This window comes from Polaromonas sp. P1_E12 (assembly GCF_056405975.1).
Genome location: NZ_JBFUBB010000007.1, coordinates 220,800 through 238,752, shown reverse-complemented (window position 1 = coordinate 238,752; position 17,953 = coordinate 220,800). Strand labels below are relative to the sequence as shown.

Sequence of the window (17,953 nt, the reverse complement as noted above, 5' to 3'; positions counted from 1 at the left end):
TTGACACGGTACCCTGCCAAATACGGTCAGCCATAATTCAGGCATGGAAGTAAATTACGCGAATGTGGGAATAGTTGGCACCGGCGCCATGGGGCGCGGCATTGCGCAGATCGCCGTGCAGGCCGGCAGCATCGTCAGGCTGATGGACGCGCAGGCAGGCGCCGCGGAAAAAGCGCGCGAAGCCATCTGCGCCCAATGGGACAAGCTCGTTGAAAAAGGCCGCATCGACGCAGCCGCGGCAGCCGGGCACAAAGACCGGCTTGTGCTGGCCTCCACTCTCACTGACCTGGCGGCCTGCGACCTCATCATCGAAGCCATCGTGGAGCGGCTGGAGGTCAAGAAAGCCCTGTTCGCCGAACTCGAGACACTGGTACCTGTGCACACCGTTCTGGCCAGCAATACCTCCTCGCTGTCTGTAACGGCCATCGCCGCAGACCTGAAGCACCCCGACCGCCTGGCCGGTTACCATTTCTTCAACCCCGTTCCGCTGATGAAAGTGGTGGAGATCATCGCCGGCCTGAAGACCATCCCCTCTGTATGCGAAGGCTTGAGCCAATACGCCCGGCAAATGGGCCACACACCCGTGCAGGCGCAAGATACGCCCGGCTTCATCGTCAACCACGCCGGCCGGGGCTACGGCACCGAAGCGCTGCGCATCGTCAGCGAAGGCATCGCCGATTTCGCCACCATAGACCGCATCCTGCGCGACCAGGCCGGCTTCAAGCTGGGCCCTTTCGAGCTGATGGACCTCACCGGGCTCGACGTCTCCCATCCCGTGATGGAGTCGATCTACCACCAGTACTACGAAGAAGCCCGCTACCGTCCCAATGTGATCACGGCGCAGCGCCTGGCCGGCGGCGTGCTGGGCCGCAAGACCGGAGAAGGCTTTTATCGCTACACCGACGGCGCCATGCAGGTGCCGCCCGAGCCTGCCGTCCCTGATGTGACCGAACTCCCGCCGGTGTGGGTGTCGCCGCGTGCTGCACGCCGCTCGGAGCTGTTGCAACTGCTCAAAAACCTGGGCGCCAAAATCGAAACCGGCGCCTCCGCATCACCACAGGCCCTGATGCTGGTGGCCCCTTTGGGCTTTGACATCACCACCGTCGCCGTTGTCGAACGGCTGGACCCGGCCCGCACTGTGGGTATCGACATGCTGATCGACGACGCAGCCACCAAGCGGCGCGTGCTGGCGACCAACCCGGCCACCCGCACCGACATGCGCGACGCCGCGCACGCCCTCTTCGCCCGCGACGGCAAGGCCGTCAGCGTGATCCGCGACAGTGGCGGTTTTGTCACCCAGCGCGTCGTAGCCACCATCGTCAACATCGCCAGCGACATCTGCCAGCAAGGCATTTGCAGCCCGAAGGACCTGGAAACCGCCGTCACGCTGGGCCTGGGTTATCCGTTGGGGCCGCTGGCCATGGGCGATCGCTATGGCCCCACCAATGTGCTGGAAGTCCTGTTCAATATGCAAACCGTGTATGGCGACCAACGTTACCGCCCTTCCCCCTGGCTACGGCGGCGCGGCGCCATCGGCCTTAGCCTGTTACACCAGGAGGAATAGCACCCCCTTCGGATGCTCACTTCGTGTAGCACCTCCCCCCCTCGAGGGGGCGGCGCCTGCGGCCTGGCGAAGCCAGTTCCGCGGCCCCCACTGGCAAGGGGATCTGTACGGGGACTTGGTCCCTGCCTATTTCTTATTTCGATGCATTGGAAAAACTAGCATGGCAGGCGCAATCAAAGGTACGAGCGAGGGTCAGACCCTTATCCTGACGATCAGCAACCCCGAGTTCAAGAACGCGCTCGGCCCCGACATTTACGCCGCGGGCATTGAGGCACTGAATGCCGCTGAAAACAACCCCGACATCCGCAGCGTGGTGATCACCGGCGAAGGTGCCATGTTTTGCGCCGGGGGCAACCTGCAGCGCCTGGAGGCCAACCGCCGCGAGGCGCCGGAGGTGCAAGCCCAGAGCATTGAAGGCCTGCACAACTGGATCGACTCGATCCGGACTTATCCCAAGCCGGTGATCGCCGCCGTGGAAGGTGCTGCCGCCGGTGCAGGTTTTTCACTGGTGCTGGCCTGCGATTTCGTCGTTGCAGCGGACAACGCTGTGTTCGTGATGTCTTACAGCACCGTGGCACTCTCGCCCGACGGCGGCGGCAGCTGGGTCCTGGCGCGTGCCTTGCCGCGTGCGCTGGCCAGCGAATTGCTGATGGCCGGCGAACGCATAGGCGCGCGCCGGCTCCATGATTTTGGCTTGGTGAACCGCGTTGCGGCCCCGGGCGAGGCCTTGGCCCAAGCGCTTGAACTGGCCGACAATCTGAATGCACGCGCACCCAACGCGCTGGCCAGCATCAAGGAACTCATCAACGACGCAGCCGGCAGCACGCTGACCGAGCAGCTCACCCGCGAACGTGATCACTTCGTGCGCAACCTGCACGACGCCAACGCGGGTGAAGGCATAGACGCCTTCCTGAACAAGCGCACGCCGCACTACCGCTAGGCGGCAGGCAGCCGGTCGCGGGCTGCCCAACCGACAATCCAGGCCTACGGCCGGGCGACACCCATGCGACAGCCCGCTGGCGCCGGGCGGGTCCCTCAAGCGACAATGGACGTCTTGTTAGTCACTCAAAAGACAGCCCATGGACGATCCCATTCTTACGATAGAGGAACGAGAGGCCATCAACAACGGCCGCTGGTTTTCATCCCTGTCCCCATCACTGAGGCACGACATACTTCGATGCGCCTACGTCAAACGCTACAAAGACGGCGAACTCATCAGCGCCCGCGGCGATGTGCCGGAAGAATGGATCTCCTGCGCGCGGGGTGCCATCCGTGTCAGTTCGACCTCGATTTCGGGCAAGCAGGTCACGCTGACCTATGTGGAGCCGGGCCTCTGGGTCGGCGATGTGGCGATCTTCGACGGCGAGCGGCGCACCCACGACTCCTATGCCCATGGCGAAACCACGCTGCTGTGCGTCTCGCGCGCCGACCTGCGCAAGATTCTGAGCCAGCATGTCGAGCTGTACGAAGCCCTGCTGCGCCTGCATGCGCGGCGCATACGGCAGCTCTTCGGCCTGGTGGAAGACCTCAACACCCTGCCCTTGCGGGCAAGGCTGGCCAAGCAGCTGCTGCACCTGGTGCGCAGCTACGGTGTGCCCAGCCTGGCGGACAGCGGCGAGGTGCGAATCGGCCTGCAGCTGGCGCAGGAGGAATTGGCACAACTGCTGGGCGCCTCGCGCCAGCGCGTCAACCAGGAGCTCAAATCCATGGAGCGCGAAGAAGCCATCCGGATCGAGCCGGGAGGCTTGGTGGTGCGCAACCGCGCAACCCTGATGCGCATCTCTGAAGCTGAAATTGACAAATAAACAGAGACAACACGTTTGAGCATGAGCAATTTCGATCACTTTGTCGGTACACGGGCTGTTTCGGGTGGGCACGCTTTTGATCTCGAAGCCCTTGCCGCTTATCTCGACAAGCACCTGCCTGGCTTCCAGGGCCCGCTGACCGCGGAAATCTTCAAAGGCGGCCAGTCCAATCCGACCTACAAGCTGATCACGCCCACCGCTTCTTATGTGATGCGCGCCAAGCCGGGACCGGTGGCCAAATTGCTGCCGTCGGCCCATGCGGTGGAACGCGAATTCAAGGTCATGCAGGGGCTGCAGGGTACCGACGTGCCGGTGCCCAGGATGTATTGCCTCTGCGAAGACGAATCCGTGATCGGCCGCGCTTTCTATGTGATGGAATTCGTCGAGGGCCGCGTGCTGTGGGACCAGTCACTTCCCGGCATGACCAACGCCCAGCGCGGCGAGATCTACAACGAGATGAACCGCGTGGTCGCCGCACTGCACAAGGTGAAGTTTGCCGAGCGAGGCCTGGCCGACTACGGCAAGCCCGGCAACTACTTTGAACGCCAGATCGGCCGCTGGAGCAAGCAGTACGCCGCATCCATCACCCAGCCCATCGCCGAGATGGACAGCCTGATGCAGTGGCTGCCGGCCAACATCCCGGCCAGTGCGCGCGACGACAGCATGGTGTCCGTCGTGCATGGCGACTTCCGGCTGGACAACCTGCTCTTTCACCCCACCGAGCCACGCGTGCTGGCGGTGCTTGACTGGGAGCTCTCCACCCTGGGCCATCCACTGGCCGACTTCAGCTACCACTGCATGGCCTGGCACATCCCGCCGGGCGCTTTCCGCGGCATTGGCGGGCTGGACGTGGTCAGCCTGGGCATTCCCACCGAATCCGACTACATACGCCTTTACTGCGAGCGCACCGGGCTGGCCACGCCCGAGGCGCTCAAGGCCGACTGGAACTTCTACATGGCCTACAACCTGTTTCGCATCGCGGCCATTCTGCAAGGCATTGCCAAGCGCGTCGAGGCCGGCACGGCTTCCAGCGCCCAGGCCGTCAGCTCGGCCGCCGGCGCGCCGCTGCTGGCCAGGATGGCCTGGGGCTTTGCCCTGAAAAGCCAGGGCTGAACGACCGCTGTCTCATAACAACATCGCCTCACATCTTTCTGGAGATTTCATGGACTTCAACTACACCCCAAAAGTACAGGAACTGCGGGCGCGCCTGCTCAAGTTCATGGACGAGCATGTTTACCCCAATGAGGCCCGCTTTTTCCGCGAAATCGCCGAGAACCGTGCCAAGGGCAATGCCTGGATCCCGACCAGGCTGGTCGAGGAGCTCAAACCCAAGGCGCGTGCCGCCGGCCTGTGGAACCTGTTCTTGCCGCACTCGCCGCGCGCGCCTGAAGGTTTGTCCAACCTCGAATACGCGCCGCTGTGCGAAATCATGGGCCGCGTGCCTTTCGCGGCCGAGGTGTTCAATTGCTCGGCGCCCGACACCGGCAACATGGAAACCATCGCCCGCTACGGCTCCGAAGCCAACAAGGACCAGTGGCTGGATCCGCTGCTCAAGGGCGAGATCCGTTCTGCCTTCCTGATGACCGAGCCCGAGGTCGCCTCGTCTGATGCGACCAACATCCAGTGCCGTATCGAACGCGACGGCGACAACTACGTCCTCAACGGCCTCAAGTGGTGGTCATCCGGCGCGGGCGATCCGCGCTGTGCCATCTACATCGTCATGGGCAAAACCAACCCCGACGCCGGCCGCCACGAGCAACAATCCATGATCCTGGTGCCCGCCAACACGCCCGGCATCGAGGTCATCCGCCCTCTGTCGGTATTCGGCTATGACGACGCCCCGCACGGCCACATGGAAGTGCGACTGACCAATGTGCGCGTGCCCGCCGCCAATTTGATGCTGGGCGAAGGCCGTGGTTTCGAAATTGCCCAGGGGCGCCTTGGCCCCGGACGCATCCACCACTGCATGCGCAGCATCGGCATCGCCGAGCGTGCGCTGGAGTTGATGTGCAAACGCCTCAATACCCGCGTCGCCTTCGGCAAGCCCATCGCCAGCCAGTCGGTCTGGCACGAACGCATCGCCGAGGCCCGCTGCATGATCGAGCAGGCCCGCCTGCTGACGCTCAAAGCCGCCTACATGATGGACACCGTTGGGAACAAGGTTGCAAAGGCCGAGATCGCGATGATCAAGGTGGTGGCGCCCAACATGGCCTGCCAGATCATCGACTGGGCCATCCAGGCCCACGGCGGCGGCGGTGTGTCGGACGACTTCCCGCTGGCCTATGCCTACGCCAGCCAGCGCACCCTGCGCCTGGCCGACGGCCCGGACGAGGTGCATCGAGCTTCTCTGGCCAAGCTTGAGCTGGCCAAGCACTTGCTGATGCCCGGCGAAGTCGAGATGCCCATCACGCGTGGCGGCTGATACGCCCAAATTTTGCTATTAAATCAATAGCTACTCGCGCTCACCCCATACGGCTAAAGTGCCAATTTCACCCTGAAAATGGCAATGCGATCAGAGCGTGATGTCGTTGGACAGGCCTGCAATGGCCGATTCGCAGGCGCTCGTGAAGATCTGGGCCGCATGTTCCAGCGTCGGCATGTCGGCGGGGGTGTATTGCATGCGCAGGTAAGCCTTGCCGCGCAGAATCATCAGGATAAAAGGCACTTGCGCATCTGGTGATGGCTCCGGCCAGTTCATCAGCAAGTCGACCAGGTGGGTGTCCAGCCAGGCCTGCGCATGCACACGCTGGTCTGCCATGACTGCGTAGCGCTGCCAGAACGGCTTGGGCAGGCTTTCCCAACCTACTTCCGAATACATGGCCAGCCAGCGCACCTCTTCCGGCATGCTCAGGTCTGCGGTGGTCTGCAGGGTGTCGGTATAGGCCTGGTAAGCACGTTTTTCAAGTGAATCCTTCAGTGCCCGGTTCATGACCAGCACCGTGACGTCGTCGTTGACCTTGATCTCACCGCGGGCGCGGAGTTCTTCGCCGCGGATGTAGTCGCGCGAGGCCCGGCCACGCTCCATCTTCCAGGGTTTGCCACTCACGGAACCTTTCAGGGCGAAACCCTTGCCTTCCCCCAGGCCGGTATAAGAAAAGCCGCGGGTACCTGCCCACTCGGACACGGCATCGTCGGAGGCGCCGGCGTCGCCCGCATCCCCCTTACCCCCGACAAAGACTTTCTTCAACCGCTCAAACATGGTTTTGGCTTTTCTCTTAAAGTGCAGCAACCTCATGTTAGTCCAAGGAAGCGCCAATGATCAATGTTTACTCCTGGCCCACACCGAACGGCCACAAGGTCCACATCATGCTGGAAGAATGCGGACTGCAGCTGGACCGGGACTGGCGGGCGATTCCAGTCAATATCGGCACCGGCGACCAGTTCAAGCCCGAATTTCTGGCCATCAGCCCGAATAACAAGATTCCTGCGCTCGTTGACCCGGTCGGCCCCGACGGCAAGCCGATCCCGGTGTTTGAATCCGGCGCCATCCTGCTGTACCTTGCCGCAAAAACCGGCCAGTTTTTGCCAAAAAGCGACCGCCTCAAATTCCAGGTGCTGCAGTGGCTGATGTTCCAGATGGGCGGCGTCGGTCCCATGATCGGGCAAACCCACCATTTCCGGCAGTACGCGCCGGAGAAAATCGACTACGCCATCAACCGCTACACGAATGAAACGAAGCGGCTTTACGGCGTGATGGACAAGCAGCTTTCCACCCACAAGTTCATCGCCTGCGATGAATACACCATCGCCGACATCGCCATCTTCCCCTGGCTGCGCAATTGGCAAAACCACGGCATCGACTGGGCCGATTACCCGCACCTTAAAAAATGGTTTGACCTGATCAGCGACCGCCCCGCCGTGCAACGCGGCGTCAAAGTGCTGGCCGATCTGCGCAGACCCATCACCGACGACAAGGCGCGGGAAATCCTGTTTGGCAAGACGCAGTACGAAAAGCGTTGAGCTCAGGCTCGTAGCCGGCGCCTTGCCAGTGCACTGCCCCGCTTTGGGACCGGCCGATAGCAAGCGTGGCGAGGGGAACCGCAGCGTTGTTCCCGATTTGGGATCAGATCGCGTAGCGAGAACGCGCCAGCAAGTCCGAGCCGCACCGGAAGAACCGGAACGTACTTCAGGTACGTGAGGATAAAAGCGCATCGGGCTGAAGCCCAGACAAGAAAATCGGCCGATAGCAAGCGTAGCGAGGGCCCGTCAGCAAAGCCAAACCGTACCGCAGCGACCGGAACGTACCTCCGGGTACGTGAGGATCGCGAGGAACGTATTGGCTTTGATCACGGGTCCGCAGTAGCTTGAAGCGGTCGATTGGCCTGCCCGGAGGGGATCGAACCCCCGACCCTCAGCTTAGAAGGCTGATGCTCTATCCAACTGAGCTACGGGCAGTCTGTATGTGTGTCAGCGCGGCGGAGCCGCAAACCTGCGAACTGCAGGATTCAGTTCGTCGCGAATCATACCTTCAAACGCCTGCCGGATACCCCGGGCAACAGGGCCGGACATGTCCGGCACGCGGTGATTCGGACTCAGTGGTTTGTTGTGGTTCTCACACACCGCAATGACTCACCTATGGCTGGCTCCCTGTCAGGGGTATATTGTCTACACGAAAGAAACGCAAAGGCACGCACATGACCCGACCAATCCTGCTGCTGGTGGAAGACAACCCTGCCCATGTCGAGCTCACCATGGTGACGTTGCAGGAAAACGGTGCGGACCATGAAATCATCGTTGCCCGCGACGGCACGGAAGCCCTGGAATACCTTTTCTGCGAAGGTGCTTACAGCAACCGGACCAACGACCATCCACCCGAACTTGTCATGCTGGACCTGAATTTACCCGGCCTCAGCGGGCTGGAAGTCATGCAGCGCATGCGGGCCGACCCCCGCACCTTCTTTGTACCCGTCATCCTCCTGACGTCCGAATCCAAATATTCCCCGGTGGTGAAAGAGCTCCAGGGCGGGCTCAACAGCTACGTTCGCAAGCCGCTGCACTTTCGGGATTTTCAGGAAAAACTGGAACAGGTGCGCGAATACTGGCGCACATCCAACTTTGGGTCCTTGCTCAAGCCCTGAAAACGCCGCCGTTGGTGGGCCTGAGGTCCTGAGGACTGCCAAGGCCGGACTGGCGAGACGCCTCCGCAAACAGGCATGAAAAAGCCCACATAGGTGGGCTTTTTGCTGGGAATTTTTGGTCGGAGTACAAGGATTCGAACCTTGGACCCCCTGGTCCCAAACCAGGTGCGCTACCAGACTGCGCCACACTCCGACAAGTCCAAGATTATAGCCCGAACTTGACTCACTTTCACGCACGGCCCCAACTTTTCTCCACGCTACGGGGGCCAGCACGTTCCATAAGGCTGGCAGTACCCGCGGGCGCTTCCAAACAAAGCCTGCCAAAATCGCACCCCAAAGGAGACTGCCATGGCCATCAAGATCGTGAGGCTGGGTACGACACGCACCGCTGGCGAGGGACTGCGCATAGGCACGGTGCGCCGGCCACCGCGCGGTATACCCAAAACGGAGTTTGCATCCGGTAACTGGTATGACGTGTGGTACCCCAATTTGGCGCCCAGCGTGGAAACCATGAAACTGGGCCAGTCGGTTAACTCCGACAAGGACTGGGCAGCCTTCAGCAAGAAATACCGGGCTGAAATGAACGAACCAGATGCCAGCCGCAACCTGGACTTGCTCGCGGCGCTGTCGCACCAGACGAATTTCGCGATGGGTTGCTACTGCGAGAACGAGGCGCGTTGCCACCGCTCGCTACTGCGGGACCTCCTCAAGGAGCGCGGCGGCAGGATTGGTTAGCCCCCACGGTTGCTCACTGCGTGTAGCGTCCTGCCCCCCGAGGGGGCCGCTGCGCCTGCGGTCTGGCAAAGCCAGTCCCGCGGCCCCGACTTGGCTTAAACCACACCCTTAGAGTTTGACGTATTCATACTCAAGTGGATTCGCGTTAATGCCGCGATCAGGCGGCGCGATCCAGGCCGCCATCTTGCCGGGCTCGGTCACGCGGTTCATCAGGCTTTTCACAAACGCCGTGTCGGCCGGCGTGGGTAGCCACTGGTCTTTTTTCGCCTCGAAATCGGCGGCGCTGATCGGATTGCCCAGCGGATCGGTGAAGTTGCCGGCCCAAGCGCCGACTTCGCGACGGAAACGCGTCGAGGGCAGGGTCAGCTCAAAGTCTACACCCGCGCGCTTGATGCCCATGTTCCAGCGCGTCACGCCGACATTGCAGTCCTTGACGTATTCGAGCCGCGTGATTTCATTCATGCCGTTGCGGGTTGAAATCGTCTCGTTTTTAGTACCGCCCTGCCCGTTCGGCACAACGATGCTCATCTCGGTTTCGAGCTCCACGTGGTCGGCGAACTTGGCTTCGTCCGGCCGGCCCTTGATGCCGTTGCTGAAGTAGTTGGCGGCGTTGGACGACGCTTCCGAGCCGAACAGGTCCAGCGAAGAGGTGAACCAGAAGTTCATGAATTTTTGCACCGTGGGCAGGTCAATCACGCCGGCTTTGCGCAGCGTGGCGACATCGTCGGTATCCAGCTCTTTCATCACCTCCAGCGTGCGCTTGATGACTCGGCCCACGCCGGTTTCACCCACAAACATGTGGTGGGCTTCTTCCGTCAGCATGAAGCGTGTGGTGCGGGCCAGCGGGTCGAAAGCGGATTCAGCGAATGACTTGAGCTGGAACTTGCCGTCACGGTCGGTGAAGTAGGTGAACATGAAGAAGGACAACCAGTTGTCCATGGGCTCATTGAAGGTGCCCAGGATGCGCGGCTTGTCGGCGTCTCCGCTGTGGCGCATCAACAGCTCTTCTGCTTCTTCACGGCCGTCGCGGCCAAAGTGCGCGTGCAGCAGATACACCATGGCCCAAAGGTGGCGGCCTTCCTCAACGTTGACCTGAAACAGGTTGCGCAGGTCATACAGCGAAGGCGCAGTGTGGCCCAGCAGGCGCTGCTGCTCGACCGAGGCCGGCTCCGTGTCGCCCTGCGTCACGATCAGGCGGCGGAAGGTCGAGCGGTATTCGCCGGGCACGTCCTGCCAGACCTCTTCACCCATATGGTCACCAAAGCCGATCTTGCGGCCCTCTTCCTTGTCGGCCAGGAAAATGCCCCACCGATAGTCGGGCATGGGCGTATAGCCGTAGCTGGCCCAGCCTGATGCATCCACACCGACAGCAGTGCGCAAATAGACTTCCTTGGCCTTGAAGTCGCTGGGGCCCATCTCGTCCCACCAGTTGAGAAAGGCGGGCTGCCAGTGCTCGAGCGCGCGTTGGAGCTGGCGGTTTTCGCCCAGGTGGACGTTGTTGGGGATGAGGGCTTGCAGATCTATTGAGCTCATGGCGTTCTTCCATCAAATAAGTTGCGAGGCGGCAGCAGCAATGTCAGTACCAGTGCCAGCGCGGAACCGGCTTTGCCGGGCCGCAGGTGGCGCCCCCTGGGGGGAGGCGCCGCAGGCGCTTCGAGGGGTTACACCCTCTTCCAGTCGAACTTGGCTTTCTTGCCCGTGCCGAAAAGTTTCAAGGCGCCGTCTTCACCCACCGCATTCGGACGAATGAAAATCCAGTTCTGCCAGGCCGAGAGCCGCCCAAACACGCGCGTCTCCATCGTCTCTTTCCCCGGGAAGCGCAACGAGGCTTCCATGCCGGTCATGGCGTCGGGTGAGAGCGAGGCGCGCTCTTCCAGCATGATGCGGATCTCGTCTTCCCAGTCGATGTCATCGGGCGTCAAAGTCACAAGGCCCAGCGCCAGCGCCTGGTCGGCACGCAGCGGGCTGTCGCCGAGTTTTTGCAACTGTGCAATGGTGGCATCGTCTTCGCAGAATCGGGTTTGCAGGCGTGTCAGGCCATTGACGGCGGGGAACCAGCCGAAGTTGGCCGGGCTCAGTTGCAGTGCAGGCGCAGCATCTGGTGAATCGGGCAAGTCCAGCATGTAGATGCGGTCGCAGGCCAGGGCCAGCTCGTAGAAAGTGCCGGCAAAGCACGAACCCGCATCGACCAGCGCAATCAGCGAACGGCTGGTGACGTCCAGCCGGGCCAGGGTGCGGCGCAGCGCGCCCGTGGTTTCCTTGACCAGCCAGTGGTCCTTCAGTTTGGCCAGCGTTTCGTCCATGCGGATCACCTGGCCGGCATCGCCGGTGGTCTTGATGACCCAGGTGCCGACTTCCAGTTCGTTGGTGCGCAGGTTGAGGATGGCGTCGTCCAGTTCGCGCTGCAATTTCAGCGGGTACCAGTTGGCGCCTGCGGCTTCGATGGTTTCGGGCGTGGACTCAATGGCTGCGGCTGGCGCTTTTACCGTGATGGTGGCAATGCGCTTTTCACGGTCGACCTGCGCATCAACGAGGCTGTATCGGTAGCCGGCATCATCAATGACGGCCTTCAGCGGTGTGAGCTCAATGCCTTTTGAGCCCGTAGCCCTTGTAGACTGTGCGCGAAGTGCTTCAATTTCTGTAGCAAGCAGATCGCCAAACTGCTGCGGCTTGGCGTGGGCGTCGATCAGTTTCCAGTCCTTGGCGCGGTCGGCGCGCACGCCTTCACTGGTCGTGCAGAAGATATCGGCCAGATCGCGGCGCACCTTGCGCTTGTCGGTCACGCGGGTCAGGCCGCCAGTGCCGGGCAACACGCCCAACAAGGGCACTTCAGGCAGGCTGACGGTGGAAGAGCGGTCGTCCACCATGATGATGCGGTCGCAGGCCAGGGCCAGCTCGTAGCCGCCGCCGGCACAGGCGCCGGTCACCGAGGCAATCGCCTTGAGGCCGTCATGGCGCGAGGAGTCTTCCAGGCCGTTGCGGGTTTCGTTGGTGAATTTGCAGAAGTTGACCTTCCAGCCGTGCGTCGACAGGCCCAGCATGTAGATGTTGGCGCCCGAGCACCAGATCTTTTCCTTGCCCGACTCGAACACCACCACCTTGACGGCCGGGTGCTCAAAGCGCACACGGTTGATCGCGTCGTGCAGTTCGATGTCCACGCCGAGGTCGTAGCTGTTGAGCTTGAGCTTGTAGCCGGGCTTGATGCCACCGTCCTCGTTGATGTCCAGCTTCAGACGCGCGACGTCACCCTCCAAGCTCAGCGTCCAGTGCTGGTATTTGCTGGGGTGGGTGGAGAAACTCACGAGCTCGCGCTCCTGGCCTTCGATGACCTGTTTGAATAAAAGCGGTTCTGTCATGGCGTTCATGGGGTGTCTCCGGTTATGCCCGTTCGACGGTGTCGCGGACGGTTGTTTTGGGAACGGCGCGTTCCAGGTCTTTGAGGCTTTGTTTCAGTGTGCGCGCAGCGGTATCAACCACGGCGTCGGCGCGGGCATAGAGCGCTTCGCGGCTCGAAAGGATGCGGCGGATGTCTTCCATCGCCTCGTCGGTCGCGCCGCGGGTCGTGTCGAAAGGCCGCATGTCGCCCTGGGCCACCACGCGGGCCATGTGTTCTTCGGGGCTGGCTTTGAGCCAGACGCAGTAAAAACGGCTTTGCAGCAAATCGAAGGTTTCGCGCTCGCTCACGATGCTGCCGCCCGTGGTCATGACAACGCCATCCGGGTGGTCTTCGGCGATGCGGAACAGCGCGCGACGCTCATAGCGCCGGTAGCCGGCCTGCCCGTGCAGCAGCAAAATTTCGTTCATGCTGGTGCCGGCTTCGCGTTCAATCTCGCGGTCCAGCTCGATAAAAGGCACGCCACGCTCGGCCGCCAGCTGGCTGCCCAAGGTGGACTTGCCGGCGCCACGCAGGCCGATCAGCGCTACCCGCTGCTCGCGGCCCAGTGAGTCGCTGAGGCCGAAGGTGCTGCCAAGCAGACTGTAGGCCTGGTCGAGCTGGGAGTCGTCCAGCCGTGTCAACAGGCCTTGCACACGGGCCAAAGCCGGCCGCGGCGCGTCTTGCAGCAGCTCAAGAATGGAAATGTTCAGCGCCCGGGCCGCGGCTTCCAGGGAATTGATTGAAACGTTGCCCTTGCCGGTTTCCACGTCGGCCAGAAAGCGTTCGCTCAGGCCAGAGTCCGACGCCAGCTGTTTGCGCGTCATGCCCCGACGCGCGCGCCAGGCACGAACACGGGCGCCCAGTTCACTGAGCGTGGCTTTCGATTCCTGTTCGGACATGATTTCCAAGAAGCACCTGTGTAAAAAGTCGCCCTTTCAGGGCTTTGTCAGTTGCATTTCGTTTAAATTGCAGTATACTTCAGGTTAAATTGATGTCAAGCAGTTTATTGCATCTTTTATTTGGAGACTTCTTGATGAAACTCAAAATCCTTGTAGGTACCATGACCAGTACCGCCGACTACGTTGCACAGGCCATTCAAATGGATTGTGCCGACCTGGTCAGCGACATTGAGGTCGAACTGATGGACAACCTGGACATCAGCGTCTTTGATGCTTCGAAGGCGGAAGATGCACTTTATCTCATCTGCAGTTCCACCTACGGCTCCGGCGATGTGCCCGACAACGCCCGTGCCCTCTACGAATCATTGAGCGCCAACCCGCAATTCCTGGGGCATGTGCGCTACGGCGTTATCGCGCTCGGCGACCGCACCTATATGCAGACCTTCTGCTTCGGCGGCAAGAAGTTCGACGAACGCCTGACCGACCTGGGCGCCCAGCGCATCGGCGATATCTGGTGCCACGACGCCAGCAGCGGCACCATGCCCGAGACAGAAGGTACCGAGTGGTGCCGCCAGTGGCTCACCGGCGCACTGCAGACGCTGGGTGCCAGCCCGGCCACCGCTTGATCTGCATCATGAATTTATAAGAAATCGGCCCGTAGCGCTTGATGTGCGTGCGCAAGCAGCTACCAAAATAATAGCAAGAGACATCTGGAGACAAGCATGCAAGCAAGCACCGCAGACCATTCGGCAAGCCCGCCACGGGTAACCATTCCGCGCAATTACAACGCCGCGCACGACCTGCTGCAGCGCAATGCCGGCCGTGCGGGCAAGGCCGCCTTCATCGATGCCACCACCGGCGAGGCGCTGACTTACGGCGAACTCACCGACCAGGCCCACCGTTTTGCCAACGCCTTGCGTGCCCAGGGAGTTGCCCCTGAAAGCCGCGTGTTGCTGGCCATGCTGGACACGCCGCAATGGCCCGTCGCTTTCCTTGGCTGCATTCTTGCGGGCGTGGTGCCCGTGGCGGCCAACACCCTGCTCACCCCTGCCGACTTCGAGTTCATGCTGCGCGACTCGCGGGCGCAAGGCCTTGTCGTCTCCAATGCCCTGCTCCCGGCCTTTGAGCCGCTGCTCGAGAAAATGGACACGCTGAAAACCGTGATCGTCGCCGGCATTGAAGAGTCCCCGTCATATCCAACGCTGGCCGGCGTCCTGCGTGCGCAACCAGCTACCAAAACCATAGCAGACACCTGCGCCGACGGCGTCTGCTTCTGGCTTTATTCCAGCGGCTCGACGGGTGCACCCAAAGGCACCGTACACCTGCACAGCCACCTGATCCAGACGGCCGAGCTGTATGGCCGCGGCGTGCTGGGCATCCGGGAAGACGACGTGGTGTATTCCGCCGCCAAGCTCTTTTTTGCCTACGGCCTGGGCAACGCGCTGACTTTCCCCATGAGTGTGGGTGCCACCACGGTGTTGCTGCCCGCGCGGCCCACGCCCGCTGACGTGTTTGCGTTGCTCAAAAAATACCAGCCCACGATTTTTTATGGCGTGCCCACTTTGTATGCGGCCCTGCTGGCCGATCCGGCCCGGCCGGCGAAGTCCGAGTTGCGCCTGCGCGTGTGCACCAGCGCCGGGGAAGCCCTGCCCGCTGAAATCGGGAAAAAATGGACTGCGCAATACGACTGCGAAATCCTGGATGGCATCGGCTCCACCGAGATGTTGCACATCTTTTTAAGCAACCGTCCCGGCCAGGTGCGCTACGGCACAACCGGCCAGGCCGTGCCGGGTTACGGGCTGCGCATCGTCGGCGACGACGGGCGTGAATGCGCCGACGGGGAAATCGGAGAGCTGCAGATCAGCGGGCCCAGCGCGGCCATCATGTACTGGAACAACCGCGCCAAAACCAAAGCCACCTTTGCCGGCGAATGGACCAAGAGCGGAGACAAGTACACCCGCGACGCTGATGGCTACTACACCTACGGCGGACGCAGCGACGACATGCTCAAGGTCGGCGGCATTTACGTCTCGCCGTTTGAAGTCGAAGCCTGCCTGATGACGCACCCCGCCGTACTGGAAGTGGCGGTGATAGGCGTGGCCGACGCCGACGAACTCGTCAAGCCCAAGGCCTATGTGGTGCTCAAGGCCGGGCAGGCCGCCACCGTGGACGAACTGAAGGCCCATGTGAAGCTGCAGCTTGCACCTTACAAATACCCGCGCTGGATTGAATTTGTGAACGAGCTGCCCAAGACGGCCACCGGCAAGATCCAGCGCTTCAAGCTGCGCCAGCCGCACTGACATGGAAAACCCCGGGAAGCAGGCATCCGGAAAATACCCTGCGCCGGAGGGTCAGAAAATGCGCGAATCGGGCACGGGTATTGCTTTAGGCATAAACAATTTAATCTTCAATCTCGGGTTTTACACTAGGGCTGCATACACAACGCACGCTTACTATTCGTCTCACTGTCTTCAGTCTCAACCAGGAGCTATTCCATGACTTCACGCCGACTTGTATTGACCCGCAGTGCTGCCGTTATCGGTGCCGCTTCCACCGGCCTCTTGCTGCCCGAAATCGTGCGTGCGCAGTCCGCCAAGGTGCGTGTGGGTTTCATGCTGCCCTATACCGGCACCTTCGCCCAGCTCGGCGTCGCCATTGAAAACGGCTTTCGCATGGCCATCAACGAACAAGGCGGCAAACTCGGCGGCCGCGAAATCGAATACTTCAAGGTCGACGACGAGTCCGAGCCATCCAAAGGCATTGAGAACGCCAACAAACTGGTGCAACGCGACAAGGTCGACGTACTCGTCGGCACGGTGCACTCGGGCGTGCAGATGGGCATCCAGAAAGTCGCCCGCGACTCCGGCGTGCTGAGCCTGATCCCCAACGCCGGCGTGCATGCCGCCACGCGCAGCCTGTGCGCGCCCAATGTGTTCCGCACGTCTTTCACCAACTCGCAACCCACGCGCGCGCTGGGCAAGGCCATGGTCGACCGCGGCCACAAAAAAGCTGTGTGGATCACCTGGAAATACGCCGCAGGCGACGAGGCCTTTGAAGGCTTCAAGGAGAGCTATACCGCCGCGGGCGGCACCATCGTCAAGGAGCTCGGCCTGCCCTTCCCGCAAGTCGAATTCCAGGCCTTGCTGACCGAGATCGCCGCGCTCAAGCCTGACGCCGTGGCCTGCTTCTTCGCCGGCGGCGGCGCAGCCAAATTCATCAAGGACTACGCCGCCTCGGGCCTGAAGGAAAAGATTCCACTGTACGGCTCCGGCTTCCTGACCGAAGGCGTGCTCGAGGCCGCCGGCCCCGCGGCCAACGGCATCATCACGACCATGCACTACAGCGACTCGCTGCCAACGCAGCGCAACGGCCAGTTCCGCCTGAGCTACGCCAAGACCTTCAGGCTGCAGCCCGACGTCTACGCCGTGCAGGGCTACGACACCGGCCTGCTGCTGATTCAGGGCGCCAACGCGGTGAAGGGTGACCTGAGCAGCAAGCCGGCGCTCTACAAGGCCCTGGAAGGCGCCGTCATCGACAGCCCGCGCGGCAAATGGACCATGAGCCCGTCGCACAACCCGGTGCAGGACATGTACCTGCGCGTGGTCGAGAACAAGGAAAACAAGGTGATCGGTGTGGCAGCCAAGGCGCTGGCCGACTCAGGCGCCGGTTGCAAGATGGCCTGAAGACGTGGCCCCCACGGTCGCTCACTTCGTGTAGCTCCCTGCCCCCCGAGGGGGCCGCCCGCCTGCGGTCTGGCAAAGCCAGTCCCGCGGCTCATGCTGGTATGAAGTCACATGGGCCGCCCCGCCTCATTCTTAGGTAAAACTGGTATGAGGTGTGCTTTCTGTCTTGTAGCATCCTCACCATGACGCTCACTACCTACCTCCTCTACGTCGCAGCAGTCGCCCTGCTGATCCTCACACCCGGCCCGACCATGCTGATGTGCATGACGAATGCGCTCAACCATGGTCCGCGCAAGGCCATGACTTCGGTGGCTGGAAGCGTCAGCGCGGTGCTGTGTGTGATGCTGCTGTCGGCCATGGGACTAGGCGCGTTGCTGGCGGCGTCTGAAACCGCCTTTACCGTAGCCAAGGTGATTGGCGCTGCATATCTGATCTGGTTGGGGATCAAGACCTTCCGCAGTGAAGCGGCTGTCTTTGATCCTGCCGCAGGTGAAGCACCAGCCCAGCGCCGTTCGTTTTTCCTGCGCGGCTTCCTGGTCGGCGCCAGCAACCCCAAAGCGGTCCTGTTCTTTGCCGCGTTCTTCCCGCAATTTTTGAATCCGGCCGCGCCCTTTGTGCCGCAGTTCGCCATCCTCGCCCTCACCTTCATGGCGTTTGAGTTCACCGTGCTGACCGGCTGCGCCTTGGGCGTGGCGCGCATCGCACCGCTGCTGAGATCCAGCCGGGCCGTGCGCTGGTTTAACCGCGTCTCCGGCGGTTTATTCACGCTGATGGGCAGTCTCTTGTTGTTTACGCGTCGCCACACATAAACCT

General features: G+C 61.7%; 16 protein-coding genes and 2 tRNA genes. 12 read left to right on the top strand and 6 right to left on the bottom strand.

Annotated elements, in window-relative coordinates:
- Nucleotides 1–43: 43 nt before the first annotated feature.
- The 5 genes from AC1D13_RS19375 (at nucleotide 44) to AC1D13_RS19355 (ending at nucleotide 5,791) form a co-directional block, all read left to right on the top strand.
- Nucleotides 44–1,564, top strand: coding sequence for a 3-hydroxyacyl-CoA dehydrogenase (locus tag AC1D13_RS19375; RefSeq protein ID WP_457280752.1), 1,521 nt, complete (start codon nucleotides 44–46; stop codon nucleotides 1,562–1,564).
- 160 nt (nucleotides 1,565–1,724) lie between these two features.
- Entirely contained in the window at nucleotides 1,725–2,504 is a 780-nt protein-coding gene (locus AC1D13_RS19370) for an oxepin-CoA hydrolase, alternative type (RefSeq protein WP_457280751.1), read from the top strand.
- 139 nt (nucleotides 2,505–2,643) lie between these two features.
- On the top strand, nucleotides 2,644–3,369 hold the full coding sequence (locus AC1D13_RS19365) for a Crp/Fnr family transcriptional regulator (RefSeq protein WP_457280750.1): 726 nt from the start codon (nucleotides 2,644–2,646) through the stop codon (nucleotides 3,367–3,369).
- Nucleotides 3,370–3,390: 21 nt separating this feature from the next.
- The gene (locus AC1D13_RS19360; RefSeq protein WP_477690126.1) at nucleotides 3,391–4,482 is read left to right on the top strand and encodes a phosphotransferase; all 1,092 of its coding nucleotides are present in this window, start codon (nucleotides 3,391–3,393) and stop codon (nucleotides 4,480–4,482) included.
- Between the two features lie 49 nt (nucleotides 4,483–4,531).
- Nucleotides 4,532–5,791, top strand: coding sequence for an acyl-CoA dehydrogenase family protein (locus AC1D13_RS19355; RefSeq protein WP_457280748.1), 1,260 nt, complete (start codon nucleotides 4,532–4,534; stop codon nucleotides 5,789–5,791).
- 90 nt (nucleotides 5,792–5,881) lie between these two features.
- On the opposite strand, the gene AC1D13_RS19350 is transcribed toward AC1D13_RS19355, so the two are convergent.
- The gene (locus tag AC1D13_RS19350; RefSeq protein ID WP_457280747.1) at nucleotides 5,882–6,568 is read right to left on the bottom strand and encodes a hypothetical protein; all 687 of its coding nucleotides are present in this window, start codon (nucleotides 6,566–6,568) and stop codon (nucleotides 5,882–5,884) included.
- A gap of 56 nt (nucleotides 6,569–6,624) precedes the next feature.
- Here AC1D13_RS19350 and AC1D13_RS19345 point away from each other — a divergent pair, with 56 nt between their 5' ends.
- Nucleotides 6,625–7,329, top strand: coding sequence for a glutathione binding-like protein (locus AC1D13_RS19345; protein WP_457280746.1), 705 nt, complete (start codon nucleotides 6,625–6,627; stop codon nucleotides 7,327–7,329).
- 358 nt (nucleotides 7,330–7,687) lie between these two features.
- Here the strand turns inward: AC1D13_RS19345 and AC1D13_RS19340 are convergent.
- Nucleotides 7,688–7,764: transfer RNA gene (locus AC1D13_RS19340), tRNA-Arg, on the bottom strand.
- Between the two features lie 239 nt (nucleotides 7,765–8,003).
- Here AC1D13_RS19340 and AC1D13_RS19335 point away from each other — a divergent pair.
- On the top strand, nucleotides 8,004–8,447 hold the full coding sequence (locus AC1D13_RS19335; RefSeq protein ID WP_477690125.1) for a response regulator: 444 nt from the start codon (nucleotides 8,004–8,006) through the stop codon (nucleotides 8,445–8,447).
- A 116-nt stretch (nucleotides 8,448–8,563) separates the two neighbouring features.
- Here the strand turns inward: AC1D13_RS19335 and AC1D13_RS19330 are convergent.
- Nucleotides 8,564–8,640, bottom strand: a tRNA-Pro gene (locus tag AC1D13_RS19330).
- Nucleotides 8,641–8,795: 155 nt separating this feature from the next.
- Between AC1D13_RS19330 and AC1D13_RS19325 the strand changes: the two genes are divergently transcribed.
- Nucleotides 8,796–9,182 (top strand): DUF488 domain-containing protein, encoded by a 387-nt coding sequence (locus AC1D13_RS19325; RefSeq protein ID WP_457280744.1) that lies wholly within the window; start codon nucleotides 8,796–8,798, stop codon nucleotides 9,180–9,182.
- Nucleotides 9,183–9,290: 108 nt separating this feature from the next.
- Here AC1D13_RS19325 and boxB read toward each other — a convergent pair whose 3' ends face one another.
- The 3 genes from boxB to AC1D13_RS19310 form a co-directional block, all read right to left on the bottom strand.
- Nucleotides 9,291–10,715, bottom strand: coding sequence for a benzoyl-CoA 2,3-epoxidase subunit BoxB (gene boxB, locus AC1D13_RS19320; RefSeq protein WP_457280743.1), 1,425 nt, complete (start codon nucleotides 10,713–10,715; stop codon nucleotides 9,291–9,293).
- A 128-nt stretch (nucleotides 10,716–10,843) separates the two neighbouring features.
- Complete coding sequence (gene boxC, locus AC1D13_RS19315; RefSeq protein ID WP_477690179.1) at nucleotides 10,844–12,538, bottom strand: 2,3-epoxybenzoyl-CoA dihydrolase; 1,695 nt, start codon at nucleotides 12,536–12,538, stop codon at nucleotides 10,844–10,846.
- A 22-nt stretch (nucleotides 12,539–12,560) separates the two neighbouring features.
- Nucleotides 12,561–13,457, bottom strand: coding sequence for a helix-turn-helix transcriptional regulator (locus tag AC1D13_RS19310; protein WP_477665943.1), 897 nt, complete (start codon nucleotides 13,455–13,457; stop codon nucleotides 12,561–12,563).
- Nucleotides 13,458–13,591: 134 nt separating this feature from the next.
- Between AC1D13_RS19310 and AC1D13_RS19305 the strand changes: the two genes are divergently transcribed.
- The 4 genes from AC1D13_RS19305 to AC1D13_RS19290 all read left to right on the top strand — a co-directional run bounded on the left by AC1D13_RS19305 (nucleotide 13,592) and on the right by AC1D13_RS19290 (nucleotide 17,949).
- Nucleotides 13,592–14,083: a flavodoxin domain-containing protein gene (locus AC1D13_RS19305; RefSeq protein ID WP_457280740.1), complete on the top strand. Its 492-nt coding sequence runs from the start codon at nucleotides 13,592–13,594 to the stop codon at nucleotides 14,081–14,083.
- Nucleotides 14,084–14,179: 96 nt separating this feature from the next.
- Nucleotides 14,180–15,757, top strand: coding sequence for a benzoate-CoA ligase family protein (locus tag AC1D13_RS19300; protein WP_477690124.1), 1,578 nt, complete (start codon nucleotides 14,180–14,182; stop codon nucleotides 15,755–15,757).
- Between the two features lie 195 nt (nucleotides 15,758–15,952).
- Nucleotides 15,953–17,140, top strand: coding sequence for an ABC transporter substrate-binding protein (locus tag AC1D13_RS19295; RefSeq protein WP_457280738.1), 1,188 nt, complete (start codon nucleotides 15,953–15,955; stop codon nucleotides 17,138–17,140).
- Between the two features lie 182 nt (nucleotides 17,141–17,322).
- Complete coding sequence (locus AC1D13_RS19290) at nucleotides 17,323–17,949, top strand: LysE family translocator (RefSeq protein WP_457280737.1); 627 nt, start codon at nucleotides 17,323–17,325, stop codon at nucleotides 17,947–17,949.
- Nucleotides 17,950–17,953: the final 4 nt, after the last annotated feature.